This window comes from uncultured Ellagibacter sp., assembly GCF_934617235.1.
Classification (GTDB): domain Bacteria; phylum Actinomycetota; class Coriobacteriia; order Coriobacteriales; family Eggerthellaceae; genus Ellagibacter.
In genome coordinates this window covers 26,424-49,511 of the sequence record NZ_CAKTTZ010000001.1, presented here as the reverse complement: position 1 = coordinate 49,511, position 23,088 = coordinate 26,424, and the positions used below count along the sequence as shown (strand labels likewise).

25 protein-coding genes and 1 tRNA gene are annotated in these 23,088 nt (G+C 59.8%); 20 read left to right on the top strand and 6 right to left on the bottom strand.

Features of this window, described 5'->3' with window-relative positions; translation table 11 throughout:
• Nucleotides 1–15: 15 nt before the first annotated feature.
• Both Q0G85_RS00230 and Q0G85_RS00225 read left to right on the top strand, forming a co-directional pair.
• Nucleotides 16–2,427, top strand: a complete 2,412-nt coding sequence (locus Q0G85_RS00230; RefSeq protein WP_297153441.1) for a methyltransferase domain-containing protein — start codon at nt 16–18, stop codon at nt 2,425–2,427.
• 95 nt (nt 2,428–2,522) lie between these two features.
• A complete protein-coding gene (locus Q0G85_RS00225; protein ID WP_297153438.1) occupies nt 2,523–2,801 on the top strand; it encodes a hypothetical protein in 279 nt (92 codons plus the stop codon).
• 156 nt (nt 2,802–2,957) lie between these two features.
• Here the strand turns inward: Q0G85_RS00225 and Q0G85_RS00220 are convergent, their stop codons facing one another.
• From Q0G85_RS00220 to Q0G85_RS00210, 3 genes are all read right to left on the bottom strand, one after another.
• Nucleotides 2,958–4,007 carry a DUF262 domain-containing protein gene (locus Q0G85_RS00220; RefSeq protein WP_297153435.1) on the bottom strand — a complete coding sequence of 350 codons (1,050 nt, stop codon included), beginning with the start codon at nt 4,005–4,007 and terminating at the stop codon, nt 2,958–2,960.
• A 10-nt stretch (nt 4,008–4,017) separates the two neighbouring features.
• Complete coding sequence (locus Q0G85_RS00215) at nt 4,018–5,097, bottom strand: DUF262 domain-containing protein (RefSeq protein WP_297153431.1); 1,080 nt, start codon at nt 5,095–5,097, stop codon at nt 4,018–4,020.
• A gap of 254 nt (nt 5,098–5,351) precedes the next feature.
• Nucleotides 5,352–5,810, bottom strand: coding sequence for a hypothetical protein (locus tag Q0G85_RS00210; RefSeq protein ID WP_297153428.1), 459 nt, complete (start codon nt 5,808–5,810; stop codon nt 5,352–5,354).
• A gap of 152 nt (nt 5,811–5,962) precedes the next feature.
• Here Q0G85_RS00210 and Q0G85_RS00205 point away from each other — a divergent pair, with 152 nt between their 5' ends.
• Complete coding sequence (locus tag Q0G85_RS00205; RefSeq protein ID WP_297153425.1) at nt 5,963–6,784, top strand: arylamine N-acetyltransferase; 822 nt, start codon at nt 5,963–5,965, stop codon at nt 6,782–6,784.
• Nucleotides 6,785–6,824: 40 nt separating this feature from the next.
• A tRNA-Val gene (locus Q0G85_RS00200) sits at nt 6,825–6,899 on the top strand.
• 5 nt (nt 6,900–6,904) lie between these two features.
• On the opposite strand, the gene Q0G85_RS00195 is transcribed toward Q0G85_RS00200, so the two are convergent.
• On the bottom strand, nt 6,905–7,063 hold the full coding sequence (locus tag Q0G85_RS00195; RefSeq protein ID WP_297153422.1) for a hypothetical protein: 159 nt from the start codon (nt 7,061–7,063) through the stop codon (nt 6,905–6,907).
• Nucleotides 7,064–7,214: 151 nt separating this feature from the next.
• Between Q0G85_RS00195 and cpaB the strand changes: the two genes are divergently transcribed.
• The 13 genes from cpaB to Q0G85_RS00130 all read left to right on the top strand — a co-directional run bounded on the left by cpaB (nt 7,215) and on the right by Q0G85_RS00130 (nt 17,310).
• Nucleotides 7,215–8,069, top strand: a complete 855-nt coding sequence (cpaB, locus tag Q0G85_RS00190; RefSeq protein WP_297153419.1) for a Flp pilus assembly protein CpaB — start codon at nt 7,215–7,217, stop codon at nt 8,067–8,069.
• The gene (locus Q0G85_RS00185) at nt 8,059–9,327 is read left to right on the top strand and encodes a P-loop NTPase (RefSeq protein ID WP_297153416.1); all 1,269 of its coding nucleotides are present in this window, start codon (nt 8,059–8,061) and stop codon (nt 9,325–9,327) included. The genes cpaB and Q0G85_RS00185 overlap by 11 nt, the downstream gene beginning before the upstream one ends.
• Nucleotides 9,324–10,649 (top strand): CpaF family protein, encoded by a 1,326-nt coding sequence (locus Q0G85_RS00180; RefSeq protein ID WP_297153413.1) that lies wholly within the window; start codon nt 9,324–9,326, stop codon nt 10,647–10,649. The genes Q0G85_RS00185 and Q0G85_RS00180 overlap by 4 nt, the downstream gene beginning before the upstream one ends.
• Nucleotides 10,619–11,596, top strand: coding sequence for a type II secretion system F family protein (locus tag Q0G85_RS00175; protein ID WP_297153410.1), 978 nt, complete (start codon nt 10,619–10,621; stop codon nt 11,594–11,596). The genes Q0G85_RS00180 and Q0G85_RS00175 overlap by 31 nt, the downstream gene beginning before the upstream one ends.
• A 254-nt stretch (nt 11,597–11,850) precedes the next feature.
• On the top strand, nt 11,851–12,525 hold the full coding sequence (locus Q0G85_RS00170; RefSeq protein ID WP_297153407.1) for a type II secretion system F family protein: 675 nt from the start codon (nt 11,851–11,853) through the stop codon (nt 12,523–12,525).
• Between the two features lie 20 nt (nt 12,526–12,545).
• Nucleotides 12,546–12,767 (top strand): Flp family type IVb pilin, encoded by a 222-nt coding sequence (locus Q0G85_RS00165; protein WP_297153404.1) that lies wholly within the window; start codon nt 12,546–12,548, stop codon nt 12,765–12,767.
• Nucleotides 12,764–13,006 (top strand): hypothetical protein, encoded by a 243-nt coding sequence (locus Q0G85_RS00160; protein WP_297153402.1) that lies wholly within the window; start codon nt 12,764–12,766, stop codon nt 13,004–13,006. The genes Q0G85_RS00165 and Q0G85_RS00160 overlap by 4 nt, the downstream gene beginning before the upstream one ends.
• Nucleotides 12,994–13,518 (top strand): TadE/TadG family type IV pilus assembly protein, encoded by a 525-nt coding sequence (locus Q0G85_RS00155; RefSeq protein ID WP_367116848.1) that lies wholly within the window; start codon nt 12,994–12,996, stop codon nt 13,516–13,518. The genes Q0G85_RS00160 and Q0G85_RS00155 overlap by 13 nt, the downstream gene beginning before the upstream one ends.
• Before the next feature lie 58 nt (nt 13,519–13,576).
• Entirely contained in the window at nt 13,577–15,655 is a 2,079-nt protein-coding gene (locus Q0G85_RS00150) for a molybdenum cofactor biosynthesis enzyme (RefSeq protein WP_297153399.1), read from the top strand.
• Between the two features lie 53 nt (nt 15,656–15,708).
• A complete protein-coding gene (locus tag Q0G85_RS00145; RefSeq protein WP_297153396.1) occupies nt 15,709–16,119 on the top strand; it encodes a hypothetical protein in 411 nt (136 codons plus the stop codon).
• Entirely contained in the window at nt 16,119–16,643 is a 525-nt protein-coding gene (locus Q0G85_RS00140) for a hypothetical protein (protein ID WP_297153394.1), read from the top strand. Before Q0G85_RS00145 ends, Q0G85_RS00140 begins: the two co-directional genes overlap by 1 nt.
• Nucleotides 16,644–16,747: 104 nt before the next feature.
• Nucleotides 16,748–16,990: a hypothetical protein gene (locus Q0G85_RS00135; RefSeq protein ID WP_367116844.1), complete on the top strand. Its 243-nt coding sequence runs from the start codon at nt 16,748–16,750 to the stop codon at nt 16,988–16,990.
• Nucleotides 16,987–17,310 carry a hypothetical protein gene (locus Q0G85_RS00130; protein WP_297153391.1) on the top strand — a complete coding sequence of 108 codons (324 nt, stop codon included), beginning with the start codon at nt 16,987–16,989 and terminating at the stop codon, nt 17,308–17,310. The genes Q0G85_RS00135 and Q0G85_RS00130 overlap by 4 nt, the downstream gene beginning before the upstream one ends.
• A gap of 15 nt (nt 17,311–17,325) precedes the next feature.
• Here the strand turns inward: Q0G85_RS00130 and Q0G85_RS00125 are convergent, their stop codons facing one another.
• Both Q0G85_RS00125 and thrC read right to left on the bottom strand, forming a co-directional pair.
• Nucleotides 17,326–17,670 carry a winged helix-turn-helix domain-containing protein gene (locus tag Q0G85_RS00125; protein ID WP_297153389.1) on the bottom strand — a complete coding sequence of 115 codons (345 nt, stop codon included), beginning with the start codon at nt 17,668–17,670 and terminating at the stop codon, nt 17,326–17,328.
• Nucleotides 17,671–17,714: 44 nt separating this feature from the next.
• Nucleotides 17,715–19,298 (bottom strand): threonine synthase, encoded by a 1,584-nt coding sequence (gene thrC / locus Q0G85_RS00120; RefSeq protein ID WP_297153386.1) that lies wholly within the window; start codon nt 19,296–19,298, stop codon nt 17,715–17,717.
• 278 nt (nt 19,299–19,576) lie between these two features.
• Here thrC and Q0G85_RS00115 point away from each other — a divergent pair, with 278 nt between their 5' ends.
• The 3 genes from Q0G85_RS00115 to Q0G85_RS00105 all read left to right on the top strand — a co-directional run bounded on the left by Q0G85_RS00115 (nt 19,577) and on the right by Q0G85_RS00105 (nt 23,034).
• Nucleotides 19,577–19,861: a FeoA family protein gene (locus Q0G85_RS00115; protein WP_277012178.1), complete on the top strand. Its 285-nt coding sequence runs from the start codon at nt 19,577–19,579 to the stop codon at nt 19,859–19,861.
• Between the two features lie 156 nt (nt 19,862–20,017).
• On the top strand, nt 20,018–20,257 hold the full coding sequence (locus Q0G85_RS00110; RefSeq protein WP_297153382.1) for a FeoA family protein: 240 nt from the start codon (nt 20,018–20,020) through the stop codon (nt 20,255–20,257).
• A gap of 146 nt (nt 20,258–20,403) precedes the next feature.
• The gene (locus tag Q0G85_RS00105; protein ID WP_297153378.1) at nt 20,404–23,034 is read left to right on the top strand and encodes a ferrous iron transporter B; all 2,631 of its coding nucleotides are present in this window, start codon (nt 20,404–20,406) and stop codon (nt 23,032–23,034) included.
• Nucleotides 23,035–23,088: the final 54 nt, after the last annotated feature.

Here is a 23,088-nt window from a genome sequence, read left to right as displayed (position 1 = left end):
GAAAGGATGGGAACTATGAATATCGTCTCGGCAAAACAGCAGGTGAAAGATACTGTTGAGGCATATTTGAAGCGGGATGACGCAGGGCTGTTCTCGATCGCCTCTGTGCATCAGCGGCCGATTTTCCTGGTGGGAGCACCGGGTATCGGCAAGACCGCCATCATGGAACAAGTCGCTCGCGAACTGGGTATCGGCATTGTGTCGTATTCCATGACGCACCATACGCGTCAAAGTGCGCTTGGCCTTCCCCGCATCGAGCATCGGGAATTCGAGGGGCGAGAATACGACGCCTCCGAGTACACGATGTCCGAGATCATCGCGGCGATTTACGATTACATGGAGCGCACGGGGCTGCGCGAGGGCATCCTGTTCCTTGACGAGATTAACTGCGTGTCGGAAACGCTCTACCCCTCGATGCTCCAGTTCCTGCAGTTCAAGACGTTCGGTAAGCATAAGGTACCGGAAGGTTGGGTCATCGTGTGCGCGGGAAACCCGCCCGAGTACAACCGCTCGGTGCACGAGTTCGACATCGTGACGCTTGACCGCCTGCGTGAGATCGACGTCGAGCCCGATTACGGCGCGTGGAAAACCTACGCTTCCGAAGCGGGCCTTCATCCTGCGGTGACCACGTTCCTCGAAGCGAAGAAAGACTGCTTCTACAAGGTTGAGTCGCGGCCGGGCGGTGGCAAGTCGTTTGTGACCGCCCGCGGTTGGGAAGACTTGGCCAAGGTCATCTCGCTGTACGAGGAGATGGGCAAGCCGGTGAATCGCGATCTGTTCGTGCAGTTCCTGCGCGACGACGACATATCCGACCAGTTCACGGTGTACTACTCGCTGTTCGAGAAGTACCGTTCCGATTACCAGGTGGGTTCGATCCTTTCTGGAACCGCGACGCCTTCTATCAAGGATCGTGCGAAGGCGGCGCCGTTCGATGAGCGTGTCGCGCTTCTGGGCCTGATGCTCGATACGCTGTCGGCGGATTGCTCGAAGGCGCTCGACCAGGAAGGCGTTGTTGTGGAGCTGCGCGACTTGTTGCGTGAGACGAAATCCGAGTTTCTTGCGGGCGCGAGTATCGACGAGGCGCTCAATCCCCGCGTGGCAGAACGCGAGCGCAAGTTGACGAGAAAGATTGAGTCCAGCACGGCGTCGCGGAAGTTCATTCGGAAGGAACGCCTGGTCATCAACTTGCTGAAGGGATTTGCGGCGCAGTGCATGCTCGAGAAGGCGACTGTGGGAGACGTGGCGTTCCATGCCATCGAGCGCGCGTATAAAAGCGAGGTATCTAAGATTTCTCCCCTGGTCGATGCGGCGAGCGAGCGCATGGACAACGCGTTCGGCTTCATCGATGAGACGCTTGGCAGCCGCGAGATGCTTGTGTTCTTGGCGGAGCTCACCACGCGCAAGCCGACGACACGCTTCATTTCGCACTATGGGAACGAGAAGTATTACGAGCATAATCAGGAACTTCAGGTCGATGCGGCTCGCATGGGCTTGACCGAGCGGGTGAGCAAGCTTGCCGAGATCGACGCCTCGCTGGCGGAAGAGCGCGAGGTGGGCGAGCCCGGTGCGGTTGGGCTGCGCGTCGGGTCGAAGCCGAAGGGCGAGCCGGGTGGCGTCGCAGGCAGTGCGGCTGCGCCTAGTATGGGCGGTGTTGGGGGCGCGGCGACTTTCTCACCTGCGCCTTCGGGGAAGGGGGACTCCCAGGGTACGTCGCCGAAGAAGGATATTCCTGCAGGCGCCCTTGCGAAGCACTATGGCGGGAAACAGTTCGAATACGGCTTCGCGAGCGTATGCAAGATGCTTCTACCGCGCGAGGAACTCAAGGGCAAGAAAGTGCTCGACGTATGCTGCAGGCGCGGGCGCGGCGCGTACAAGCTCAGCTCCATGGTCGGTGACGGCGGCGAGGTGATGGGCGTCGACTGGAGCCCGTCGTACATCGAGGAGGCGAAGGACGGGATGGCCCGCGCTTGGCACGAGAGCGGGCTGTCGCACAACAACATGGAATTCCGCGTCGCCTACCCCGAGGACCTGATCGGGGCGGGTATCGGGTCGTCTGTCTACGATGCAATCTACGTGAATAACGTAATCACACTGTTCTACAATCAGGAGCAGGCGATTCGGGAGTTCGGCCGCATCCTGAAGCCAGGCGGACTGCTCATCTTGGAAACCATTTTCGCCGACCGACCGCGCATGGACTCAGTTGTGGACGAGGCCCGCTCCATCGGCAACAGCGTACAGGCGGCGCGAACCGAGCGGGAAAACGTCGCGTGGCTTGAGGCTGCAGGGTTCGAAGCGCCTTCTGTCGAAGAATCCTTCGAGGTTGAGGCAGATCGCGGCTACAAGGAAGGACATAGCGTGCCGAAGGTTGCAGGAGACGAAAACGTGAAGTTCACGGCTGTGTCTCTCTATGTTCGCAAGAAGCGCTAAACTTTGCGCCTGGGTTCAATGTCTTGTACGGTGATACAGGCGCCTGTCGGGCCGCTGCGGCTCGGCAGGCGCCTTTCGCATAAAGGGGGACAATAATGGCCGAAGTGCCTGTTGACAAGCGATTTCGCGGATCGGTTCGACTGGTGACGCTGCTCTTGTGGCGCATCGCGAAGTCGACCGATGTGGAAGATGGCTTTCGGGCTGCGCGCGAGCTCAAGATGTTCGATGCCGAAAACGAGGCATTCACGAGGCGCTGCTTTGCGCTCGATGCTCAGCTGGAAGCGGGCGAGGAGCTCGCGGAGCCTCTCACGATGGAGCTGGTTGACGAGCTACAGGCGTGCGCCATCAGGCTGAACTCTGCCGACCCTGCATAAGAACGTCGGCAGGCGGTGCGCTTGCGGCGTCGGGTGCGCGAGCTCGCGTGGCACGAGGGCGGACTGACGGTGCTCAGGCGGCAGGCGAGCGTGTGGCGGAATCGGGATGGCGGTGCGCTTGTGATGTCGAACGTCGCCATCCTGCCTCGTTTGGACTCATTCCCCGAAGAGGCTCCGATCAACGGGCAGCCCCTTCGTTCTTCCGCCGATTCCCCAGGTCGTATGCATGTCGGCGGTTTTCGCTCCCTTAGATTGGGTGCGCGCGCGGAACGTTTCGCAAAAGCCCATGAATCCGCGCAGCAACGACTCGGTCGATGCGCGATTTTCGGTTTGCAGGAACGCCTTGAGCGCGTCGTAGACATCGTCGCTTGCCCTGCTGCGCAAGCGCGGCGCTTTCACGGCAAGCCATCCGCGCAGAGCGGCGTTCATGCTCGTGTCATCTTCGTCGTCACCCGAGAACATGTTCTCGATGGGCTTCCAGTAGTGGTCGTAGAGTCGTTCCTGCTCTTCGTACTCGACGTCTGAGAAGAGGAGGTTTCGCGCGAGGTCTGCGGTGGTAAGCGGCATTCCCTTCGAGTTCAGGCTCTCGAAAACCGTTTGGGGGTGGTCTCTTTCTTCGACCTCGGCGGCGATGATGGTCAGCTGCTTGAGACCCTGCCAGATTGTTTCCGCATCGGATTCGGCTTGCAGGTATCCTCTGAACCGCTGATAGTTGGAGACGACGTTTTTCGACAGGTCATCCTCCTCGGGAGGGTCGGTGTGGTTGAGCACTGCCGCCATGGTTTCCCGATCGAGCCGTGAGAGGGTTAGCTTCTCCTTGCGCGGGATTGGCTCGGAGGGGGATCCGTCCGTAAAGAGGAACCTCGCGCGAAGCCCAGCTGCATCGGTGCCGTCTTCGAGAGTCAACCCCTGTTCTTCCAGATAGTCGGCCAATGCGGCGATGAGCAGCGAGATCGTTGCCGTGCGCTGCTGTCCGTCGATGATGTCGATCGCCCTCGTCTCCTCGCTTGTCAGCTCCGGGTCGGATGAGTAGAGCACCGTCCCGATGAAATGCTCGCTTTGCGCTTCGCCCGCGCGGACGCAATCGCGCCACAGCGTCGCGCATTGCTTGTCGCTCCAGGTGTAAACGCGCTGGTAAACGGGGATGATGAAGCGCGTCTTCGGTTCGCCGAGATAATCGAGGAACGCACGCTGCTTCGTTTTCATATCGTGCCTCCTAAAGCGTGGCGTCCGTATTGCGCATTTCGGCGCGAACGCGTTGCGCATACGTCTCGTTGTGAGCCTTTTGGCGAGTGAATCCGCTGGTCAAAGTGGGCGCACCGTTAATTGCCCATTCCATGGTGCGGAATTTTTTCACCGCGTGATAGCGATAGTTCTCCGCCCAAACGAAGCAGAAGTTGCGCAGTTCCCGCAAAAGGTCTTCGGTTGTGCCGGTGTAATCGTCTTCGACGTAGCGCTTGAAGACGCTGTAAACCTCGCCGGGTCCATGCGCGCGAACCTTTCGGAACCTTACCGATAACCAGCCCTGAATCGCGTTGTCGAGGCGAAGGGAGCCGGGGTCGGGCACGAACAGGCTCTCGATAATGCTCCAGTATGTGTCGTAGAGATAGGTTTGCTGCGTGTGCGTTTCGGCAAGCAGAAGATAGTTTCTCACCAGGTCAGCGGTGGTGAGAGGGGCGCCTTTGGAGTTTAGGCTCTCGAAGATTGGCTGCGCGCTTTCCGTTTTCTCGACTTCGGCGAAGATGACGGAAAGGAGGTTGAGCCCCTGCCAGAGCGCGTCGGCGTCAAAGTCGGGCTCTGCCATCTTCTCGCTGAAGAACGCGAGGTTGTTCGTAATGGTCTCCGAGGCAATCGCGTCGGGAGTGGCCCCGCGCAGCGCGTCGAAGAAGGAGGCACGGTCGCCCCGGGAAAGCACAAGCTTGCCGGGAAGGTTCGAGTCGCCGTCGAGCAAAAGGTAGTGCGCCTCGATTTCGTCTGCCGTGGTGTGGGCGAGGGAAGTGCCCGTATTCCTCAGGTGCCGAACGAGTGCAATCAGGATGAGCGAGATGGTCGTTGCTCGCTGCTGGCCGTCCACGATGGAGAAGCGGGCGTTGCCGTTTGCGTCGCTTTTCTCGGGGGCGTAGAGAAGCGTTCCCACGAAGTGCTGTGAGGCGGACCGTGCGGCGCGGAAAATGTCGAGCCAAAGCTCCTCACATTGGCGGCGCTTCCACGAATATGCCCGCTGATAAGGGGGGATGACGAAACGGGTTCGGGGGGCGCCTACGATATCGAGCAAAAGCGCATTGCTTGTTTGCATGCGACCTCCTTGGGTAGGGTGGCGTGTGCTTTCGTTTAAGTATGCGATGCGCGGGGGTTCGCTTGGGCGGTGCGGGAATTGTGGGACGAATCGCGCGGCTTTGTTATGGAACGGGCGCGGGGATGGCCTCGCGCCCGTGAGTTACCGCGCGCCTCTCGCGGCGTCAGAGCGAGGCATCGAGGGGATTCCCGCCCCATAATGCCGCGATGCTTCTGATTTTGAGCTTTCGCCTCCTCAATCGCGCGGTGCATTCCCTAGTCGTAGTATCCCAGGTCGAAGCCAGCGTCCTTTGAGCCGCATCCTCCCTGGTAGCAGGTGGGACGGAAGTTGAGCACCTTGTTGGCGATTTCGGGCTGTGTGCGAAGCTTCACGAGCATGTTATAGACTGCCGCGCCGTCGATGGCGACGATGCGGTCGTTCTTCGATTTCATGGCGAAGTAGACGTCGGCAGCAGTGCGCCCATCGACGGAGATCGGGTCTTCGATATCGTCGAAATGACGCGGCTCAGGAAGGTCGACGAACGCGCAGAACTCGCGGTAGATATCGTCATTTTCTGGGGCGAAGAGCGTTTTCGAGTAATCGGGTCGATGCGAGAGATGCGAGGTCTCCTCGTTGAGCTGGGCATCGAGCTCCGCGAAATACCGGCGCGCGGTTTCCCCTCGAGACGCCGTATTCTCGGCTATCATCTGCTGTTCGCGTTCGTAGGATCCCATGGTGTCCCCCTTCGGCTTCATAGTGTGCTCCTGATAAGAAAGATACGCTGCGGCACAAGTAAGTCAACACTCAATTGGAGTGTAGCCGATATGCGGCTCGCTCTAGTATCATGGAACCGATGGAAAACGCGCGGTTCGCGAAGGAGGTTCCTATGATAGTCGAAATGCCTAGCGACGCCATGACTTCGGCATATCTGGCGAGAATCGGGTGGGAAGGCGAGGTCTCGATATGCCAGGAAACGCTCGACGAGCTGGTGTATGCGCATCAGTGCAGCGTTCCCTTTGAGACTGCCGATCTGGTTGCGGTCGGGGAAACGCCCTCACTTGAGACGGACGACCTTTATCGCAAGATTGTCGTCGATCGCCATGGTGGATTTTGCTTCGAGCTGAACAAGCTGTTCGAGCTGCTGCTTCGCTCGGTGGGCTTCGACGTGCGCCCTTGCCTTAGCAGGGCTGTTCGTGGCAGAGAGGGACGCATGCCGATCAACCACCGGGGTATGCTTGTCTCCCTCGACGGGGAGCTGCTCTCGGTCGATGTCGGGTTCGGCGGCCCTCTTCCTGCGGGTTCCCTCGTTATCGACGATGAGCGCGAGCAGACGATTCGCGGTGAGGTGTACATTCCGCGCCGCATCGACGAGCATTGGTGGGCCATCGATCGGATTTCGCAGGCGAAGCGTGATTTGTACGGCGATGAGGGCCCGTCGAGGCGCCAGACCGAACTTGAGTTCTGCCTCGCCACCGTTGAGGATATCGATTTTGATGCGCTGAATCTTGCCTGCTCACAGCGTGGGACTGTGTTCCGCGATACCGTAATGGCGAACATTCGCACGGCTTCCGGCTTCAAGAGCATCGGCCGTGGGATGTTGAATGTGCGCGAATTCGGCGCGAGTGAGAAGACGCCGCTCGAGAATGATTTTGCGGTTTCCGTGGCGCTTCAGGAGCACTTCGGCTTCACGCCGTATTGCGCTCGTTAGCAAGGTGTGGGACAATACCAAGGCGCATTCGCGCAATAACGGTCGCTTGGCGCAGCGGGAGCGCAAGTGCCTTACAAGCACTGGGTCGGGGGTTCAAATCCCTCAGCGACCACCAACTGTTCAGCGGGTCACGGTTTCGTGGCCCGCTTTTTCTTTCAACGGGAATTTCTCGGATTTCCGCTTTCCGATGGACTTCTGCCGCTTGTTTGCGGAAAGCTTGCCGAAATGCTGCCAGGTTTTTGCGAAACGGCGGTTCGTTTCTGCCGGGAAATCGTGCATCTTCTGGGACGATTTGTCGGCAATCCGCGCGTCTTTATCGCATTTCCGACTGCAATCTGCAGATAACGCGGCGCTTTTCGGGAAGCCTCCTGTTTAGGTTTTGCCTGAATCGCTCGCTAGCATGTCCTTCACTTGGATGAGCGGAGGACTCATGAAGCGAACGAAGTTGTGGATCGTTGGTATTGCATGCGGTGTGCTGTGCGCCATCTGCGTGTTTATGTACCTGCAGGATGCGGGCGCGCAGGTCGATGCGGCGCGCGCCGAGGCGCTCGAGCGTTTTGGCGGCGAGCAGGTCGAGGTGTGCGTGGCGAAAAGAGATATCGCCGCTGGTGAGGTGGTCGATGCTGCCGCCTTCGAGAAAAGAATGTGGGTCACGGCGCTTCTGCCAGACGACCCTCTTACGCAGGATAGCGATGTCCTCGGCAAACAAGTGACCTCGACGGTGCTGAAAGGCGAGGTGCTGACGTCGAGGCGGTTCGAGGAGTCGTCATCTTCTATCGAGGTCCCCGGAGAGCTTACTGCCGTCAGCGTTCCCGCGCGCGATGTGCAAACGGTCGGGGGTGCGATTCGCCCAGGGATGTTCGTCGACGTCTATGCGACGGGATCGGCGGGGACGACGCTCATCGCCCATAGCGTTTTGGTGCTTGCGACGAACGCGAGCTCTTCGCCGAAATCTGGCAGCGACTCGGTTTCATGGGTAACGCTTGCGCTCGACCCCTCGAATGTTCAGGAAATCGTCTCGGTCGCGCAGAGCTCAGAGCTGTATTTCACCCTTCCTGGTGAAGACGTTCCCGAGCCGACGGTGTCGAAGTCGCTCGATGCGAACGAAGGCCAGAAGGAATCGAGCGCCCAACAAAGATCGAACGCGGCATTGGATTCGGGCTCGTCTCAAGTTTCGCAACCCGATGATCGGCCCGCGGCTGCCGGCGCATCGCAGGCTGAGGGCGCCACGTCAGTGCCTGCTTCCAACCTCGGCTCTGGAGAGGGGGCTTCCCATGAACGCTAAGGTTTTGCTGTGCGCAGACGAGGAAAGCGCGCGTCACCCCGAGCTTATCGGTCTTCGTGAGGAAAATCTGCTCGAACAATCATGGCTCGAGGTTCGCACGACGGCTCGGGAAGCGCGGGACTTGGCCGCGAAAAGCGCCTCGATTGAGGAAATATGGGTGGTCTCTTGCCCTGACGTCGAGCCGATTAACTTGGCTGCGGCGGTGAAACGCGACAATCCAAGGCGCTGCGTGTCGATGCTCTGTTCGCAGCCGTCCGGCTCGCTTCATAGTCGGACGAAGGCGGCGGGAATAGACGAGACGATGACCCACCAGGCGCTTGCTGAACGTTATGCAGCGCGCAAGCGGCAGGTACGCGCAGGAGCTTCGGGCTCGTGCGATTCCGAAAGGGAGACCGACCCCTGCTCGATTCCCCGCGCGAAATCAGTTTCGCCAAAACCTGTCGTTTCTGCGGGTGAAAAACGAGCCTCCCTGATTACCGTCGTCAGCGGAAGCGGCGGCGCGGGCAAGAGCGCGGTATCTGCGGTTGCGGCGGCGACGTTAGCTTCAATGGGCGTAAAAACACTGCTTCTCGACTGCGACTTCCAATTCGGGGACATGCGCGAACTGCTCGGAGCCAAGCGTGCTTACGGAGTTGATGAGGTGCTTTCTGGCGCTGTTTCTCTGTCCGATTTGCCGCGCGATGAGCAGGGGCTTTGCCTTATCGCTGCACCGAGAAGGCTCGAGCAATCCGAAGCGATAACACATGAATTGCCTGAGTTGCTCGATTCGGCGATGGCTCACTTCGACGCAATCGTTGCAAATACGGGCGCGAACTGGGGAGAACAGCATGCGGTGCTCCTCGAGCGATCGTCGAGGGCGTTGTTCCTCGTTGATCAGCGCGTGTCCTCTCTTCGGGCCTGCAAGCATGCGGTCGAGCTGTGCGCCCGTTGCGGGATTGCGGCAAGCCCCTTCCTGTTCGTCGCGAATCGCTGCTCGAAGCGCTCGCTGTTCTCATCAATTGATGTGTCGTGCGCGATGCAGGGTGCGCATGCCGCTGAACTTAAAGATGGCGGAGCAGAAGTCGAGCAGGCGCTCGGTACAGGGCTTGCTTACGATTTGGTTTCCTCGCGCAATCCCTTCGCGCAAAGCGTGAGAGAGCTTATGGGCGAGGTGCTCGGGGAGCCTACGGGCCCATTGGCTTCATCCAAAGAGCCCGAGGCGCCTTCGCGCGGGTTTTTCTCCTTTAGGCGCACTCGCCGAGAGGGGGTGCTGCCATGACGCTTCTCGATCGCGTTCGAGCTGCGGGAAATGAGACCCTTGCCGCTTCTCGGGCGACTCGCGATGAGTTGCTCGAGTGGTTGAAGGAGCGAGTTCGCGAGCAGCTTCCCGCCGACGACATAGCGTCGCTCGCCAAGGGCAATCCCGAACGGGCGCGCAACGAGATCCGAGCGGTTTGCCGAGCGGCGTTCGAGGGAAGCGGTCGCTTCGATACCAGCCTTGCTGAGCAGGAAGCACTCGCTGACACGTTGATTGACTCCATGCTGGGATTCGGACCGCTCGAGTCCTTTTTGGCAGATGAGTCGATAACCGAAATCATGGTGAACGGATCGCGTTCGCTGTTCTACGAGCGCGACGGCATGCTCCACCGAAGCGAGTTCTCCTTTGCGAGCGATGATGAGGTGCGGGTGCTGATCGACCGCATCATCGGGCCGCTTGGCCGTCGAATCGATGAATCGTCGCCTATGGTGAACGCCCGCCTTGCGCAGGGGCATCGCGTGAACGCCATCGTGCCTCCGCTTGCGCTCGACGGCCCGATGCTCACGATTCGGACGTTCTCCTCGCGAGTCATCACCTTGCAGGACATGGTGGAGAGCGGATCGATTGAGGAAGGCGTTCGGCGCTTGCTCATCTGGGCGGTTCGAGCTCGCAAGAACATCGCGGTTTCCGGTGGAACGGGAAGTGGCAAAACAACGCTTCTCAATGCCCTATCCTGTCATGTTCCCCCTGATGAGAGGATTATTACGATAGAGGACTCCGCTGAGCTGCGCTTTTTGGAGCATCCTCACGTCGTGCGCCTTGAAGCTCGTCCGCGCAATGCGGAAGGGGTGGGGGAGGTCACCATTCGCGATTTGGTCGCGAACGCGCTTCGCATGCGCCCCGATCGGATCATTGTGGGCGAATGCCGCGGCGGTGAGGCGCTCGACATGCTCTCCGCCATGAACACGGGGCATGAGGGGTCGCTTACTACGCTTCACGCGAACTCTCCCAAGGAGGCGATTTCTCGCTTGGTGACCATGGTGCGCTTTGTTGCCGATTTGCCCGTTGACGTCATCGAGTCGCAGATTGCGAGCGCTTTCGACCTCATCGTCCAAACGGCTCGCGGAGCAGACGGCTCGCGGATGGTTTCTCAAATTGCAGTGATTTCTCCAGGTGAAAGCATAAGGGAGTGCATTGTTGCGCCGATTTATGAGCGGGATATCTGCGGCGGTGCGGGTGCGTGGCTCTCTGCACCGGAATGGGTGGGCGACTTGGTGAAGTTGGGGATTGCGACCGATAAGGAGGTGCAATCGTGGAAGGAAATGTTGCTCTGTGCGTCGTAGCGGCCTTATCGGCGTTCGGGGGCGCTGCCGTTTTGGGGAGCGCTGTTGCGAGGCGACTAGCAAAGAAGCCTCGCTCGGCCGCGTTCTCGATCGGCAACGAAAAGGGCAGGGCGGGTTGGGTCTCGTGGCTTGTGCGCAACGGGGTGGGGCTTATGCGCCCTGTTGCCCGAGCGGTTCTTCGCAACGCGCAGGCTCGTACGTCGGTTTCAAACTTGCTCACGGCCGTGGAGGGGCTTGGCTTCATAGCGACCAAAGAATCGTTGCTGTCGCTCGTTTTAGCTGCGATGCTCGTCGTCGGAGTGGGGGGCGCTGCGATCACTGCGGCTCCAATATGCGGTGCGGCCCTCGCCTTGTGCGTTGCCGCAGCGTGCGCGATTTACGCGAAGGGTTCGGAGGACAGGCGTCGCGAGCGCATGCGTGAGGCTGTTCCCGATGCGCTGCGCTCGATGGCAGTGTGCTTTCGGGCAGGGCAATCGCTTCTTCAGACGATGCAGCAGGTTGGAGCAGCCACGAAAGGCCCCGTCGGGGTGCTGTTTCAGCGTGCGGCCCATCTTCTCGAAACCGGAGGAAGCACCCATGAGGCGCTTTCCGTCTTCCAGGAAAGAGGTTCGGTTCCTGAGCTTGCCTTTGTCTCCGTCGCGCTTGACGTGCAGCATCAAACGGGGGGAAGCATGGAACGCGTGCTCGATGCAGCGCGAGACACTGTGGAAGGCGAGCTCGAGCTTACGCGCTCGTTGCGTGTCCAAACTGCCCAGGCGAAGTTGTCGGCGCGCATCGTCAGCGTGATGCCGATTGTACTCATTGCACTGTTTTCCCTGGTGAGTGATGACTTCCTGGGGCCTTTCTTCTCGAGTTTCGCAGGGATGGCGCTTCTCTGCATTGCGGTTGCCATGCAAATCGCCGGCATCGTCATCGTGCGCCACATGCTGAAGGTCGAGGTGGAGTGATGGTTGCGGGAGAAAGCGCCCTTGCGGTGATTGCGGGCGTCGGAGCATTCGGCGCGGGGTTCGCCGCGTCAATCGGAGCCGTTCGGGCGCGTGAGCGAAGTCGTGCTGCGGCAAGGCGCCGCGCTTCCCTTGCGGGCTCGGAAGTGGCGGTATCTCGCGGGAACGGGGGCTTCTCGAATGGAGTGATTTCCCTGCTTGAAGCACGTAGCCGTGTCGCGCGTGCAGGTAGGCTTCGTCCGGTTTCCCCTCGGCGGGTGGATTCCCTCGTTAGAGACATTCGGCAGGCGGGTTTGGCCTCGTCGGTGTCGATTGCGGGGTTTGCCGACGCTCGGGTTCGCCTGGCGGTTTTCGCAGCTGCAGCGGGTGCCCTCCTCGGATGCGCGCTTTCCTTCGAGCTTGCTGTTCTGCTTGCGGTAGCGGGCGCGGCGTGGGGCTGGTCGGCTCCGAAGAGGGCCGTTGTCAAAGGGAAAAAGGTGCGGGCGGAAGAACTCGAACGGCATCTGCCCGAAATGCTTGAGGTAATCTCGCTTGGTTTAAGGAGCGGCTTGTCGTTCGATAGGAGCCTTGATGTGTATATCGAGCACTTCGACACGCTGCTCTCTCGTTCTCTGGCGTCGGCTCGGCAGCAATGGGCGTTGGGGCTGGCTCGCAGGGACGAAGCGCTTCGCGATACCGCCGGAACCTACGACTCGGCGCTTTTCTCTCGGGCAATCGAGTCCGTGATCCGGTCTTTGCGCTACGGCTCTTCGCTTGCGGAGGGGCTTGAGGCGACGGCACGCGAGGCGCGGGCATCGTATCGCGCGCTTAAGCAGGAGCAGGTTGCGAAAGCGCCGGTGAAGATGATGATTCCAACTGGAGCGCTCATGCTCCCCGCGATGCTCATCTTGGTGTTAGGGCCGATGCTCCTTGAGCTGATCGGCGGATTTTAGAAAGGAAAGGTGCATGCAAGATGATGTTTATGAGAAAGGTTCGTGCCGCGGTCGAACAGCGTGCAATAGGCGCATGGTGCGCGATGAGGTCGAAGCTCGCTTGCGAAAGGGGGCAGGGCACGACCGAGTACGCGATTCTCGTCGGTGTGCTCGTCGTCATCGCGATAGTCGCCATAACCTTGTTCCGCCCGAAAATCCAGGAGCTTTGGGATGCGATCGCAAACGGTATCAACGGGTTGTGACGAACCCGAGGGCAAAGGGCGCGCTCGCGCTTCTTGCGGACAAGATGCGCTCGGAGCAGGGGCAGGGTACGGTGGAATACGCCGTGGTGCTCACTGGCGTTTTGTGCGCGGTGATGGGGCTCGGAGCGCTTGCCAAAGCAATGGGGGAAGGGCTGTTCGTGGAGCACGCGCTCATGTCGGCGTCCCATCATCTGCAACTCGTTGCCTTGGGGTCGGTGGCGGACATATTCGCGTTTTAATATGCAAGGTTTTTCATGAAGACGCTGGTCAGGCAACCATAGAAGCGGCATTCGCGCTTCCTGTCGCGTTGGCTTTGGTAGTGCTGCTCGTGCAGCCGGGCATTCTGCTCTATGACCGCATCGTCATGCAGCAGGCTGCTGCGGAGACGTGCCGGCTTCTTGCGACAACTCCCGAGGGCGATCCGTCGGGAACATGCAAGGCGTTTGCCCTGAGACGTTTAGGCGCGGTGCCCGAGCAGGATTGCTTTCATGTCCACCAGGGTGGGTGCACGTGGGAAGTTGAACTCGAGGGTGGCGAGGCGAGCGATGCTGTTCGCGTGCGCATCACGACGAAGGCGAAGCCGCTGCCGCTCATCGGGGTGGGGGCTCGCCTTCTGGGGATAGTGAACGATGGCGATGCTTTCGAAGTTTCCGTCGAGGCCTCGGCTCCAACGCAGCCAGCATGGGTTGCCCAGGCCGCGGCGGGAAGGTCGCCTTCTGAATGGATTGGAGCGTGGGCTGATGAGGCGTAAGCGCGCAAAAGGGCGTGGTGCCTTTTGGGATGACGACGGGGGCTTTTCGACGCTCGGCATGGCTGTTGCGTTGCTGGTCGCCTTGTCGCTCGTGTTTTCGGCGGCTCAGGTATATCGGGTTTCCTCGGCTTCCGCGGACATCCAAGACGTTGCCGATGCCTGCGTTCTCGCCGCGGAAAACGAGGTTGCCGAATTCATGATCGCCGTGCGCGTATGCGACGCTGTCGTCCTTTCCCTCTCGCTGACAAGCGCGGCGCTATTCGGTTTGGGGGTTGTCGCGCTTTGTGCTCCGCCTGCGGCAGAACTGGGAATTGAGCTGATTGACCTGGGGTCTAAGGTGCTTCAATCGAGAAATACATTTGCTGAGCGTGCTGCTTCGGGGCTCAATACCCTTCAGGAGGCCCTGCCTTTTCTCGCGGCAGCGAACGCTTATGCGACGGCAAGTTCCAATTCGGGTGGCGTCATGGGTGCGAGCTATCTTGGCGTGGCAACGCTTGTCCCTGCGCAAGGGGAAGCGATCGAAGTGGGGGCGTCGAAGGCGCTCGCTGATGCCGCCGATGCCGTAAACGAGGATGCCGAAGCGCTCAAGCAAGCATCTGAGGAGGCGGAAGAGGCTGCGAAGGAGGCTAACTCGTCAAAGGAGGCGGGCTTCAAGCGCGATTGCGGCGATGACCCTGCGTACTGCATGTATGAACGCGCGGGAGCGCTTTCGAGCATTTCCCCGACGGACAATCCTTTGTTCCGTACGGTCGATGCATGGTCGTTTTCCGTTGCGCTCAATCGTGCGAAGGCCTATTACTCGGCGCGCTACGAAAACGAAGTTCCTCAGTCTTCGACGATGGAAGAGCAGGCTAATTCCGCTTTGCGCAAGGTGTTCTATCGTTTCGCAGTTGATGAGGTGTCGCGTGGGTTCGTGCTCGATACGGGGGATTCTTTCGACGCTCTTTTCCCCTTGCTTCCTAAAAACACGATGGAAATGAAGGCGACAAGGCTCTATACCGACCCTGTCTTTCCGCTTGGAAAGAACGAAGCGGGTGAGACGACGCTTCATGCATGGGGTGGATGCCCAAATGCGTCTCCCAGCATGGGGTCGGCTTCCATTGCCCAGATGGAAGCGGGAAATTACCCGATGTGCGACCTCTGCCGTCTTTCGGTTTTGAGCTTGGGCAAGGTTGCTGCGGCGTCGAGCTCTATCTCGAATGGCTTTGAGTACCACTACAACGCCGTGGCGCGGGCTGCTGCGGACTACACAGCCGCCCGAAAGAAGCAGGACGAGGCGGCGGGAGCGGCGAAAGAAAAGGCGGGCGGGCTGCTTGAAAAGTGCAAAGAGGCGCTCTCCGAAATCGGGGGAATGCGCATCGATGCGAAACCCCCTGGATACAAGGGGGCTATCTCGATGGTCGTGAACCTTGTTGCAGCTCCGGCGGACACGGGATTCGCAAGTTCGTTTGTACAGGGAACCTCTTCGCTTGGGGCGCGTGCCGCTGTTTCCGGCGCAACGCTGCTCGAAGAGGAGAGCGAAGAGGGGCGCACGGTCATCTCCTCGCTTCTCGATGGTTTGGCCGAAGAAGGGGGCTCGGTGCTTGGCGCTCCGCGCTTCGTTTTAGATATGTGGTCGCGCTCCCTTCGCGTTTATTGCGAGGGACAAGAGGCGCTCGACGATGCTATTCGTCATTCGCTCGACTCGATACCGCTTGTCAGTGCGAGCGGCTTGGGCAAATGGGCGGCGGATAAGCTGTCCGATCTTGTCGAAGCGGCGGGATTTGCGCCAGCGAAGTTGGATGCGCTGAAGCCCGTACTCGTGAGCACGGGGTATGTTGCCGCGGCTGATTCAGGTTCGTTTTCTGCCCGCTATCAGGTAATCCGTAGTGGAGCGCTATCGCTATCTGGGTCGTCGACAAGCTTGTTCGACTCCCTTATCGGTAAGGTCGAAGACGAAGCGTTGCGGGCTCTTGAAGGGGAGGACGGCGCAATCGAAATCGTTCAGATTGATTTCCCTCTCGGCGGCGGGACGATTCCCATAACCATCACATTGCCTGATTCGTTGAAGCAGGCAACGGGTGGTCTTATCAGTGCTGCTGCCGATGCGCTTCGGGGAGCTGTCGCGAGCATCACGGGAACAAGGGTGTGGCATTAATGAGGACCCTAGAGAAAAGGAAGCGAACCTGCCGCCTTGACGAACAAGGGCAGATGACCGTCGAGCTCGCCGTGATGATCCCGGTGCTTGTCATCGTTGCGGTAATCGCGATGAACGCAATGCTCTTCTTCTCGGAGTGCGCCGCATTCGATAGGCTCGCCCGCAACGCGGTACGCGTGTTCGCGACGTCCCCCGCTTATGGCGAGGACGCAACGCAAAGCTGCGATGCCGCCCTTAGTGCAATCGAGGAAGGGATGGGCATAGCGGAGAAGGAATACTTGGAAGCAAGCGTATCTGTTGCGGGCGAATCGTTCGGGCAAAAGCGGTTCCGTGCAACTCTTCGCTTCACCCCGACGCTCTTCGGTTTGGGCTTGAAGTCCTCTGTTTTCGGTGTGTCACTTCCGCAGCTGGAACATTCGACGGAATTGGTGGTGGACGTCTATAAGCCGGGGGTGCTGTTCTGATGGGGCAGAGGCAACGGGTCCTTACCGCCTTGCTTTCGATTGCGGCCGCTGTCGTGCTTGCGATTGCGATTGACGATGCGCTCGACGTTGCGAATGCGGCAACGAAGATGGGGCGTGCGTTTTCCGCAGGAGAAGAAGGGGCTCGGGCGCAGCTTGTGCTCGGGGGCGGGTCGGCCGCAAGTGATGACGGCGCCGTGGCATCATTTGCCGGCGAGCAAACGGGGGAAGAAGCGTTGCCCTCATGGTTCGAGGAGGAGCTCTTTGCGCTTGATTCCGCCAGGTCGGTGCGCGTGGCGGAAGCAGGCGGCGTCGTCGGGTTCTCGTGCGCGGAATCGGCGGAGGACGAGCTTTCGCGATTGCGGGAGCAGCTTTCAAGCAAAGGTTGGGTGGAGTCGAGAACGGGAGTTGAAGGATGTTCGGTTTTCGTAAAAGAGGAAGGGATATGCCGATGGGCGATGGTGTCGTGCGTGCCTGTGGGAGTGGGGACAAGCGTGGTCGTGCAGTGCACGGTAGGCGAGGGGTGACGTTGGATGATCGAACTCGATCGCAGCTCATGGTGGCTACCGATACCCTCTCAAGAGCACGGGGTTTGCTCTTGCGGCACAGGTGCAGCGAGCCTTTGATTCTCATGCCCTGTAACGACGTGCATACCGTCGGCATGGTTCGAAAGCTCGACATCGCGTTCGTCGATCGGTGCGGCGTGGTACTCGAATCCTATCGTGCAGTGGGCCCGATGAGACGCTTGCGCTGTCCTCGTGCAGTGGCGACCATCGAGCGCTTCGCCGAATGCGGGGCGTGGTTCTCGGAAGGGGATCGCGTGGGGCTTACTGCCTACGCGGCGCGAAGTGAGCGGAAAGGACTATCGAAATGAAAGTGTGCCCTGTGTGCAAGGCGCGAGTGTTCGACGACATGGACACCTGCTATGGATGCTTGCATCGGTTCGAGTCGTCTGCTGCCCAGGATGCGGGTGAGAGCGGATTCGATCCGGAAGAGCCGCCCGACTACCAAGAGGCTGCTTGCAAACCCCTTGCCGCCAAGGGGGAAAGTAAAAGCGCACGCCCCAGGGACGTGCGCCAAGAAGATAACGTTGAAGCTTCGCCAATCGCGCGGGACCTCGTACTCCATATTGCGGTTCCGAAAGGCGCCGCAGGTGTGAGGGTTTCCGTCGATTTTGCGGGGTGCGCCCATTAATCGGGCGGTTGGTGCCTAGCCGACGAGCTTGTGGAATTCCTTTTCCGCGGCTTCCTGAACGCGCTCGGCGATTTCGAGGTAGGAGTCGAGGAGCTTGTTACCCTCATCGGTGAGGCTGCTTCCGTGGGCGCCATCGCGATTGAGCAGCTGAATCTCCAAGGCTGCTTCGGTTTCCTTGATGATGCGCCAGGCCTTGCTGTACGCCATGCCGATGCTCTTCGCGGCGGCGTTCAGCGAGCCCTTTTCGCGCACGCCGAGGCATAGATCGGCGATGCCGCGGCCGAACACCGATCCGCTTTCGGAATTCGGGTTCTTGATAGAAAGCCTGATGGTTGGAGTGAGATTGGTGAGCTTGCTCATGGGTTCCCCTTTATCGATGGTGTCCTTTATCCTTGATGTTGCGATTAGTCGTTGCCCTTGCCGAGAAACGCCGTGGCGGCGCGCTCGATGTCCTCGGTTGAGTTATCGATAACCTCTTCAAAGCGCACGTGCGCCGCGTCGAGGGTTGCTAGGTTGGCGGGCACGTTGTGCTGCCCGGTCTCGTTGGCGATCAGCTCGTTGAGCTGGCATCCCGAAAGCGCAGCAGCCTCTTCGGGAAGCGGTTCGCCGGGTGCCATGCCGTGAAGCGCGCGATATACGTTGTCGCCGAACTTCGCCCAATGCGCCGTGCTCGCGATGAGCACGGGGTTTTCTCCGCGCAGCTGCTCGGCGACCTTGTAGGCGACCGCGGTGTGCGGGTCGAAAAGATAGCCGTTGGCGTCGAAAACTTCTTTAATGGTTGAAAGGCAGGTCTCGTTGTCGACGGAGTCGGCCGCGAACTCGGCGCGCACCGCGGCGAAGGTATCGGCGTCGACGCGGAAGCACTTCTTCTCGCGCAGGTCGGACATCCAGCCGCGAACTGCGTCCGCATTGCGCCCGGAAAGCTCGAACAGCTGGCGCTCCAGGTTGGAAGACACCAGGATATCCATTGACGGTGACGGTGTCAGCGCGAAGTCTCGCTCAGAGATGTCGTAGGTGCCGGTGTTGATGAAGTCGGTGAGCACGCGGTTCTCGTTGCTCGCGCAAAAGAGCATCTCGATTGGGGTTCCCATGCGCTTGGCGTACCATGCGGCGAGGATGTTCCCGAAATTGCCCGTGGGGACGCAGACATCGATCGGCTTGCCGGCTTCGACTTTGCCCTTGGCGACCAGCTCGGCATAGCTCGAGATGTAGTACACGATCTGGGGCATGAGCCGCCCCCAGTTGATGGAGTTTGCGCTCGATAGGGTCACGTTGTGCTCGGAGAGCAGCTTCTCGGCGTACGTCTCGTCGCCGAAGACGTTCTTCACGCCGGTCTGGCAGTCGTCGAAGTTGCCGCGCACGCCCCAGACCTGCACGTTGTCGCCGGTGGTCGTGACCATCTGCTTGCGCTGGATGTCGCTCACGCCGCCATCGGGGAACAGCACGCCGATGCGCACGTGCTCGGCGTTCTTGAAGCCTTCAAGCGCGGCCTTGCCCGTGTCGCCCGAAGTTGCCACCAGGATGAGGAAGTCGTGGTCAAGCTCCCCACGTTCGCGAAGCGCCTCGGCGCTTGCAGAGAAGAAGCGGGGCAGGCATTGCAGTGCCATGTCCTTGAACGCGCTCGTGGGGCCATGCCACAGCTCGAGCACGTGGGTGTTCTCATCGAGCGAGGTGATCGGGCAGATGCGCTCGTCGTCGAACTGGTCGCCGTAAGCGCTCTCCATGAGTGCCTCTACGCGCTCGGTCGGCAGGTCGACGCCGAAGGCGCGATAAACCGTGGTGGCGCGCTTGAAATAGGGCATTTCCGCCAAACTGCAGATTTCGTCGATTGAAAGTGTCGGCACGTGAGCAGGGACGTAGAGGCCGCCTCCATGGGCTAGGCCGTCAATAACCGCCTTCGTGAAGGGGACGGGGTCGCTCACGAGGCCGCGCGTGTCGGAATAGAAGTTCTCGTTTACGCCTGCGGCCGGGGCGAAGCTGTCTTTCATATTGCAACCTTCCGCGTTCAGATAAGTCATGCTTACTATACTATCTGCGAAAACATCTCGATGGGAAATTATCCGCATTTTTTGCAATTCAACCATTATTGCAGCCGTTGCTTCGGCATTCGGTCTTAAGGCACTTCGTAACAGAAAATTAACCACGGCGAATTATGGAGATTAGCCGCAGGAAACAAAAAAAGTTCACCAAGGCTTCCAAACCGAGCCAGCGATGGCATATGATAACTAGATGTTAACCACGGTTAGCAAAGAAAGACGAGGTAGTTATGATGCAGGAAGCAATGGCGATGGACAAAGGCATGAGCACCGCAACTGTTGCGGGACCTTCCATGGCGCAGATGCCGCTCACCTTCATGAAGACGGGCGAGACGGGCACCGTTGTCAAGGTTCGCGAAAAGGGCGACGTGCTTCATCATCTCGAGAATCTCGGCTTTGTCGCCGGCGCTGAAGTGAAGGTCGTCTCCGAGCAGGCGGGCAACTTCATCGTCGAGGTCAAAGGTGCGCAGGTCGCTCTGAACAAGCAGGTCGCGCAGCGAATCATTACCCGTTAGTTTTCGTGGGCGGTTGCACTTTCCGCAAAGGGGAGTGCGGCAGCCCCGTGAAAAGCTAAGCCGCAGCTAAGGGCGCATCGTGCCCATTTCCGTGACTTCGGGAAAGCTACGGCAATAGGACGACTTTTGAGACAGGAAGGAAAAGGAGGAGGAACTATGGCAGAAGCGGGTCAGAACAAGACGCTGCGCGATGTCGCCATCGGTGAGACCGCCACGGTGCGTCGCCTTGTGGGCGAAGGTGCCCTCAAGCGTCACATCATGGACATGGGCATCACCAAAGGCGTCGAGGTTTTCGTTCGCAAGGTGGCGCCGCTCGGCGATCCTATCGAGGTCACCGTTCGCGGCTATGAGCTTTCGCTGCGCAAGAGCGAAGCCGAAAGCGTGCTCGTTCTTTAGTTCGAGCAGGGCCTTTCTGGGGCCTTTTTCTTTGCTTGGCGGTTAGTGTCATCTAACTTATCGAAGCGACCGCACCGACCCTTCAGGGTGCCGCCGTTTCGGCGAAGCAGCAAAGGTAAGCATCGTTGATTTTGGAAAGGTAGATCATGGGAATTCGCATTGCGCTTGCCGGCAACCCGAACTGCGGCAAGACGACCATGTTCAACGACCTGACCGGAGCCAACCAATATGTTGGCAACTGGCCTGGCGTTACTGTTGAAAAGAAGGAAGGCAAGTACACCAAGGACAAGGACGTCACGGTTACTGACCTCCCTGGCATTTATTCGCTCTCGCCGTATTCGCCCGAGGAAATCGTCGCGCGCGACTATCTGCTCGATGGCGACCCAGACGTCGTCATCAACCTGATCGACGCGACCAACCTGGAGCGCAACCTGTACCTGACCACGCAGATCCTCGAACTGGGCCTGCCTGTGGTCATCGCCCTCAACATGATGGACCTCGTCGAGAAGAATGGCGACAAGATCGACGTCGACAAGCTCTCCCGCGAACTCGGCTGTCCGATCGTTCCCACCTCGGCGCTCAAGGGCCGCGGCATGGACCAACTTGTGAAGACCGCGATTGAGCTCGGCAAGAAGGGCGTTCCCGCCGCGCCGCAGATCCGCTTCTCCGACGAGATCGAGACGGCGCTTGCGAAGATCATCGACGTTCTCGGCTCGAGGGTTTCCCCTGCGACGGCCCGCTGGTTCGCCATCAAGGTGCTCGAGGGCGAGGATCGCACGATTGCCCAGCTCAAGCTGACGGATGCTGATAAGAAAACGGTCGACGCCATCCGCGATGCGCTCGAGACCGAGCTTGACGACGACGCGGAATCCATCGTGACCTCCGCTCGCTACGACGAGATCGCCGGTGTCGTCGACGACACGGTGAAGAAGTCGACCAAGGGCATGTCCACCACTCAGAAGATCGACCGTGTCGTCACGAACCGCTTCCTCGGCCTGCCGATTTTCATCGTCATCATGTTCTTCGTGTACTGGCTGGCCGTTTCTGTCGGCGGCGGCGTTGTGACCGACTGGGCCAACGATGGCATCTCCGGCGACGGCTGGCTCTACACCGGCGGCGAGGCGTTCGACGAGGCCACGGCCGAGTACGAAGACGCCCAGGCGCAGATTACCGCCTACGTTGAGAACATCCTCGGCGAGGACGAGGTCTCGGGCCTTCCCTCCGATGACTCCCAGGAAGTGCTCGACGCACTGGCCTTAGCTGAGCCTGAGGCTCCCGAAGACGCCACCGACGTCGACGCTATGGCCGAGTACGAAGATGCCGTTGCCGAGTACGACGACGCCCAGGCAACGATTGCGGCGTTCGATGAAGAGGCCCAGGCCAAGCATGCTGTTGCCACGATGGAGGTCGAGGGCGACGACGGCGAGGTCGAGGAGCAGTCGATCACCTTCGCCGATTACCAGGCCGCTCTTGAAGTCGAAGAGCCCGACCCCTCCGATGGCTCTTGGGGCCTGTGGATCCCGGGTCTTGGCGCTATCATCGGCAACGCTCTTGAGGCAGCCGACGTCGCCCCGTGGCTCCAGTCGCTCGTCATGGACGGCATCGTCGCAGGTGTTGGCGCCGTCATCGGCTTCATCCCGCAGATGGTCATTCTGTTCCTGCTCCTTGGTTTCCTGGAGCTGTGCGGCTACATGTCCCGCGTCGCCTTCATCATGGACCGCATCTTCCGCAAGTTCGGCCTGTCCGGTAAATCCTTCATCCCGATGCTCATCGCTTCCGGCTGCGGCGTGCCTGCCGTCATGGCGACCAAGACCATCGAGAACGAGAAGGATCGCCGCATGACGATCATGACCACCACCATGATCCCCTGCGGTGCGAAGATGCCGATTATCGCCCTCGTGTTTGGCGCGATTGCCTCTGGCAACTCCGACGCTACCTGGTATGTTGCCCCGATGTTCTACTTCATGGGCGTCGTCGCAATCATCATCTCCGGCATCATGCTGAAAAAGACCAAGCTCTTCGCTGGCGAGACCACGCCGTTTATCATGGAGCTTCCGCAGTACCACATGCCGGGCGTGAAGAACATCCTGCTCTCGATGTGGGAGCGCGTGAAGGGCTACATCATCAAAGCAGGTACCATCATCTTCCTGTCCACCATCGTCATTTGGTTCCTTATGAACTTCGGCGATGCGGGCGAAGGCTTCGGCCTGCTTGACTCCGAGGCGCCCGACTACATGGAGTACAGCCTCATGGCGGGCCTTGGCAACCTGCTGGCCTGGATCTTCGCGCCGCTCGGTTTCGCGAACTGGCAGGCAACTGCAACCGCCGTCACCGGCCTTGTTGCGAAGGAGAACGTCGTTGCGACCGTCGGCATCATCACCCAGCTCGGCGACTTCGGCGAAGCGGACCCGCAGCTGTGGTACGGCTTTGCCCAGATGCTCGGCGGATCGACCGCTGCAATCGTCGCCTTCTGCGCCTTCAACCTGCTGTGCGCACCGTGCTTCGCGGCAATGGGCACCATTCGCCAGCAACAGCGTTCGGCTAAGTGGTTCTGGATCACCATCGGCTACATGTGCGGTTTCGCGTGGTGCGTGGGTTGCATGCTCTATCAGTTCGTTGGCCTGGCTTTGGGCGAGGTGAGCTTCGGCATCTGGACGGTGATCGCCATTATCATCGCGGTGCTCATGCTCTTCCAGATTTTCCGCCCGATGCCGAATTACGACAAGAAGGACGAAAAGGTCGCTCGCAAGCTTGAAACCGAGAACGAAGCGGCGTAAAGTCTACTTAGTGAAACTTTGGGGATGCGCTTTCGGGCGCGTCCCCGATATCGA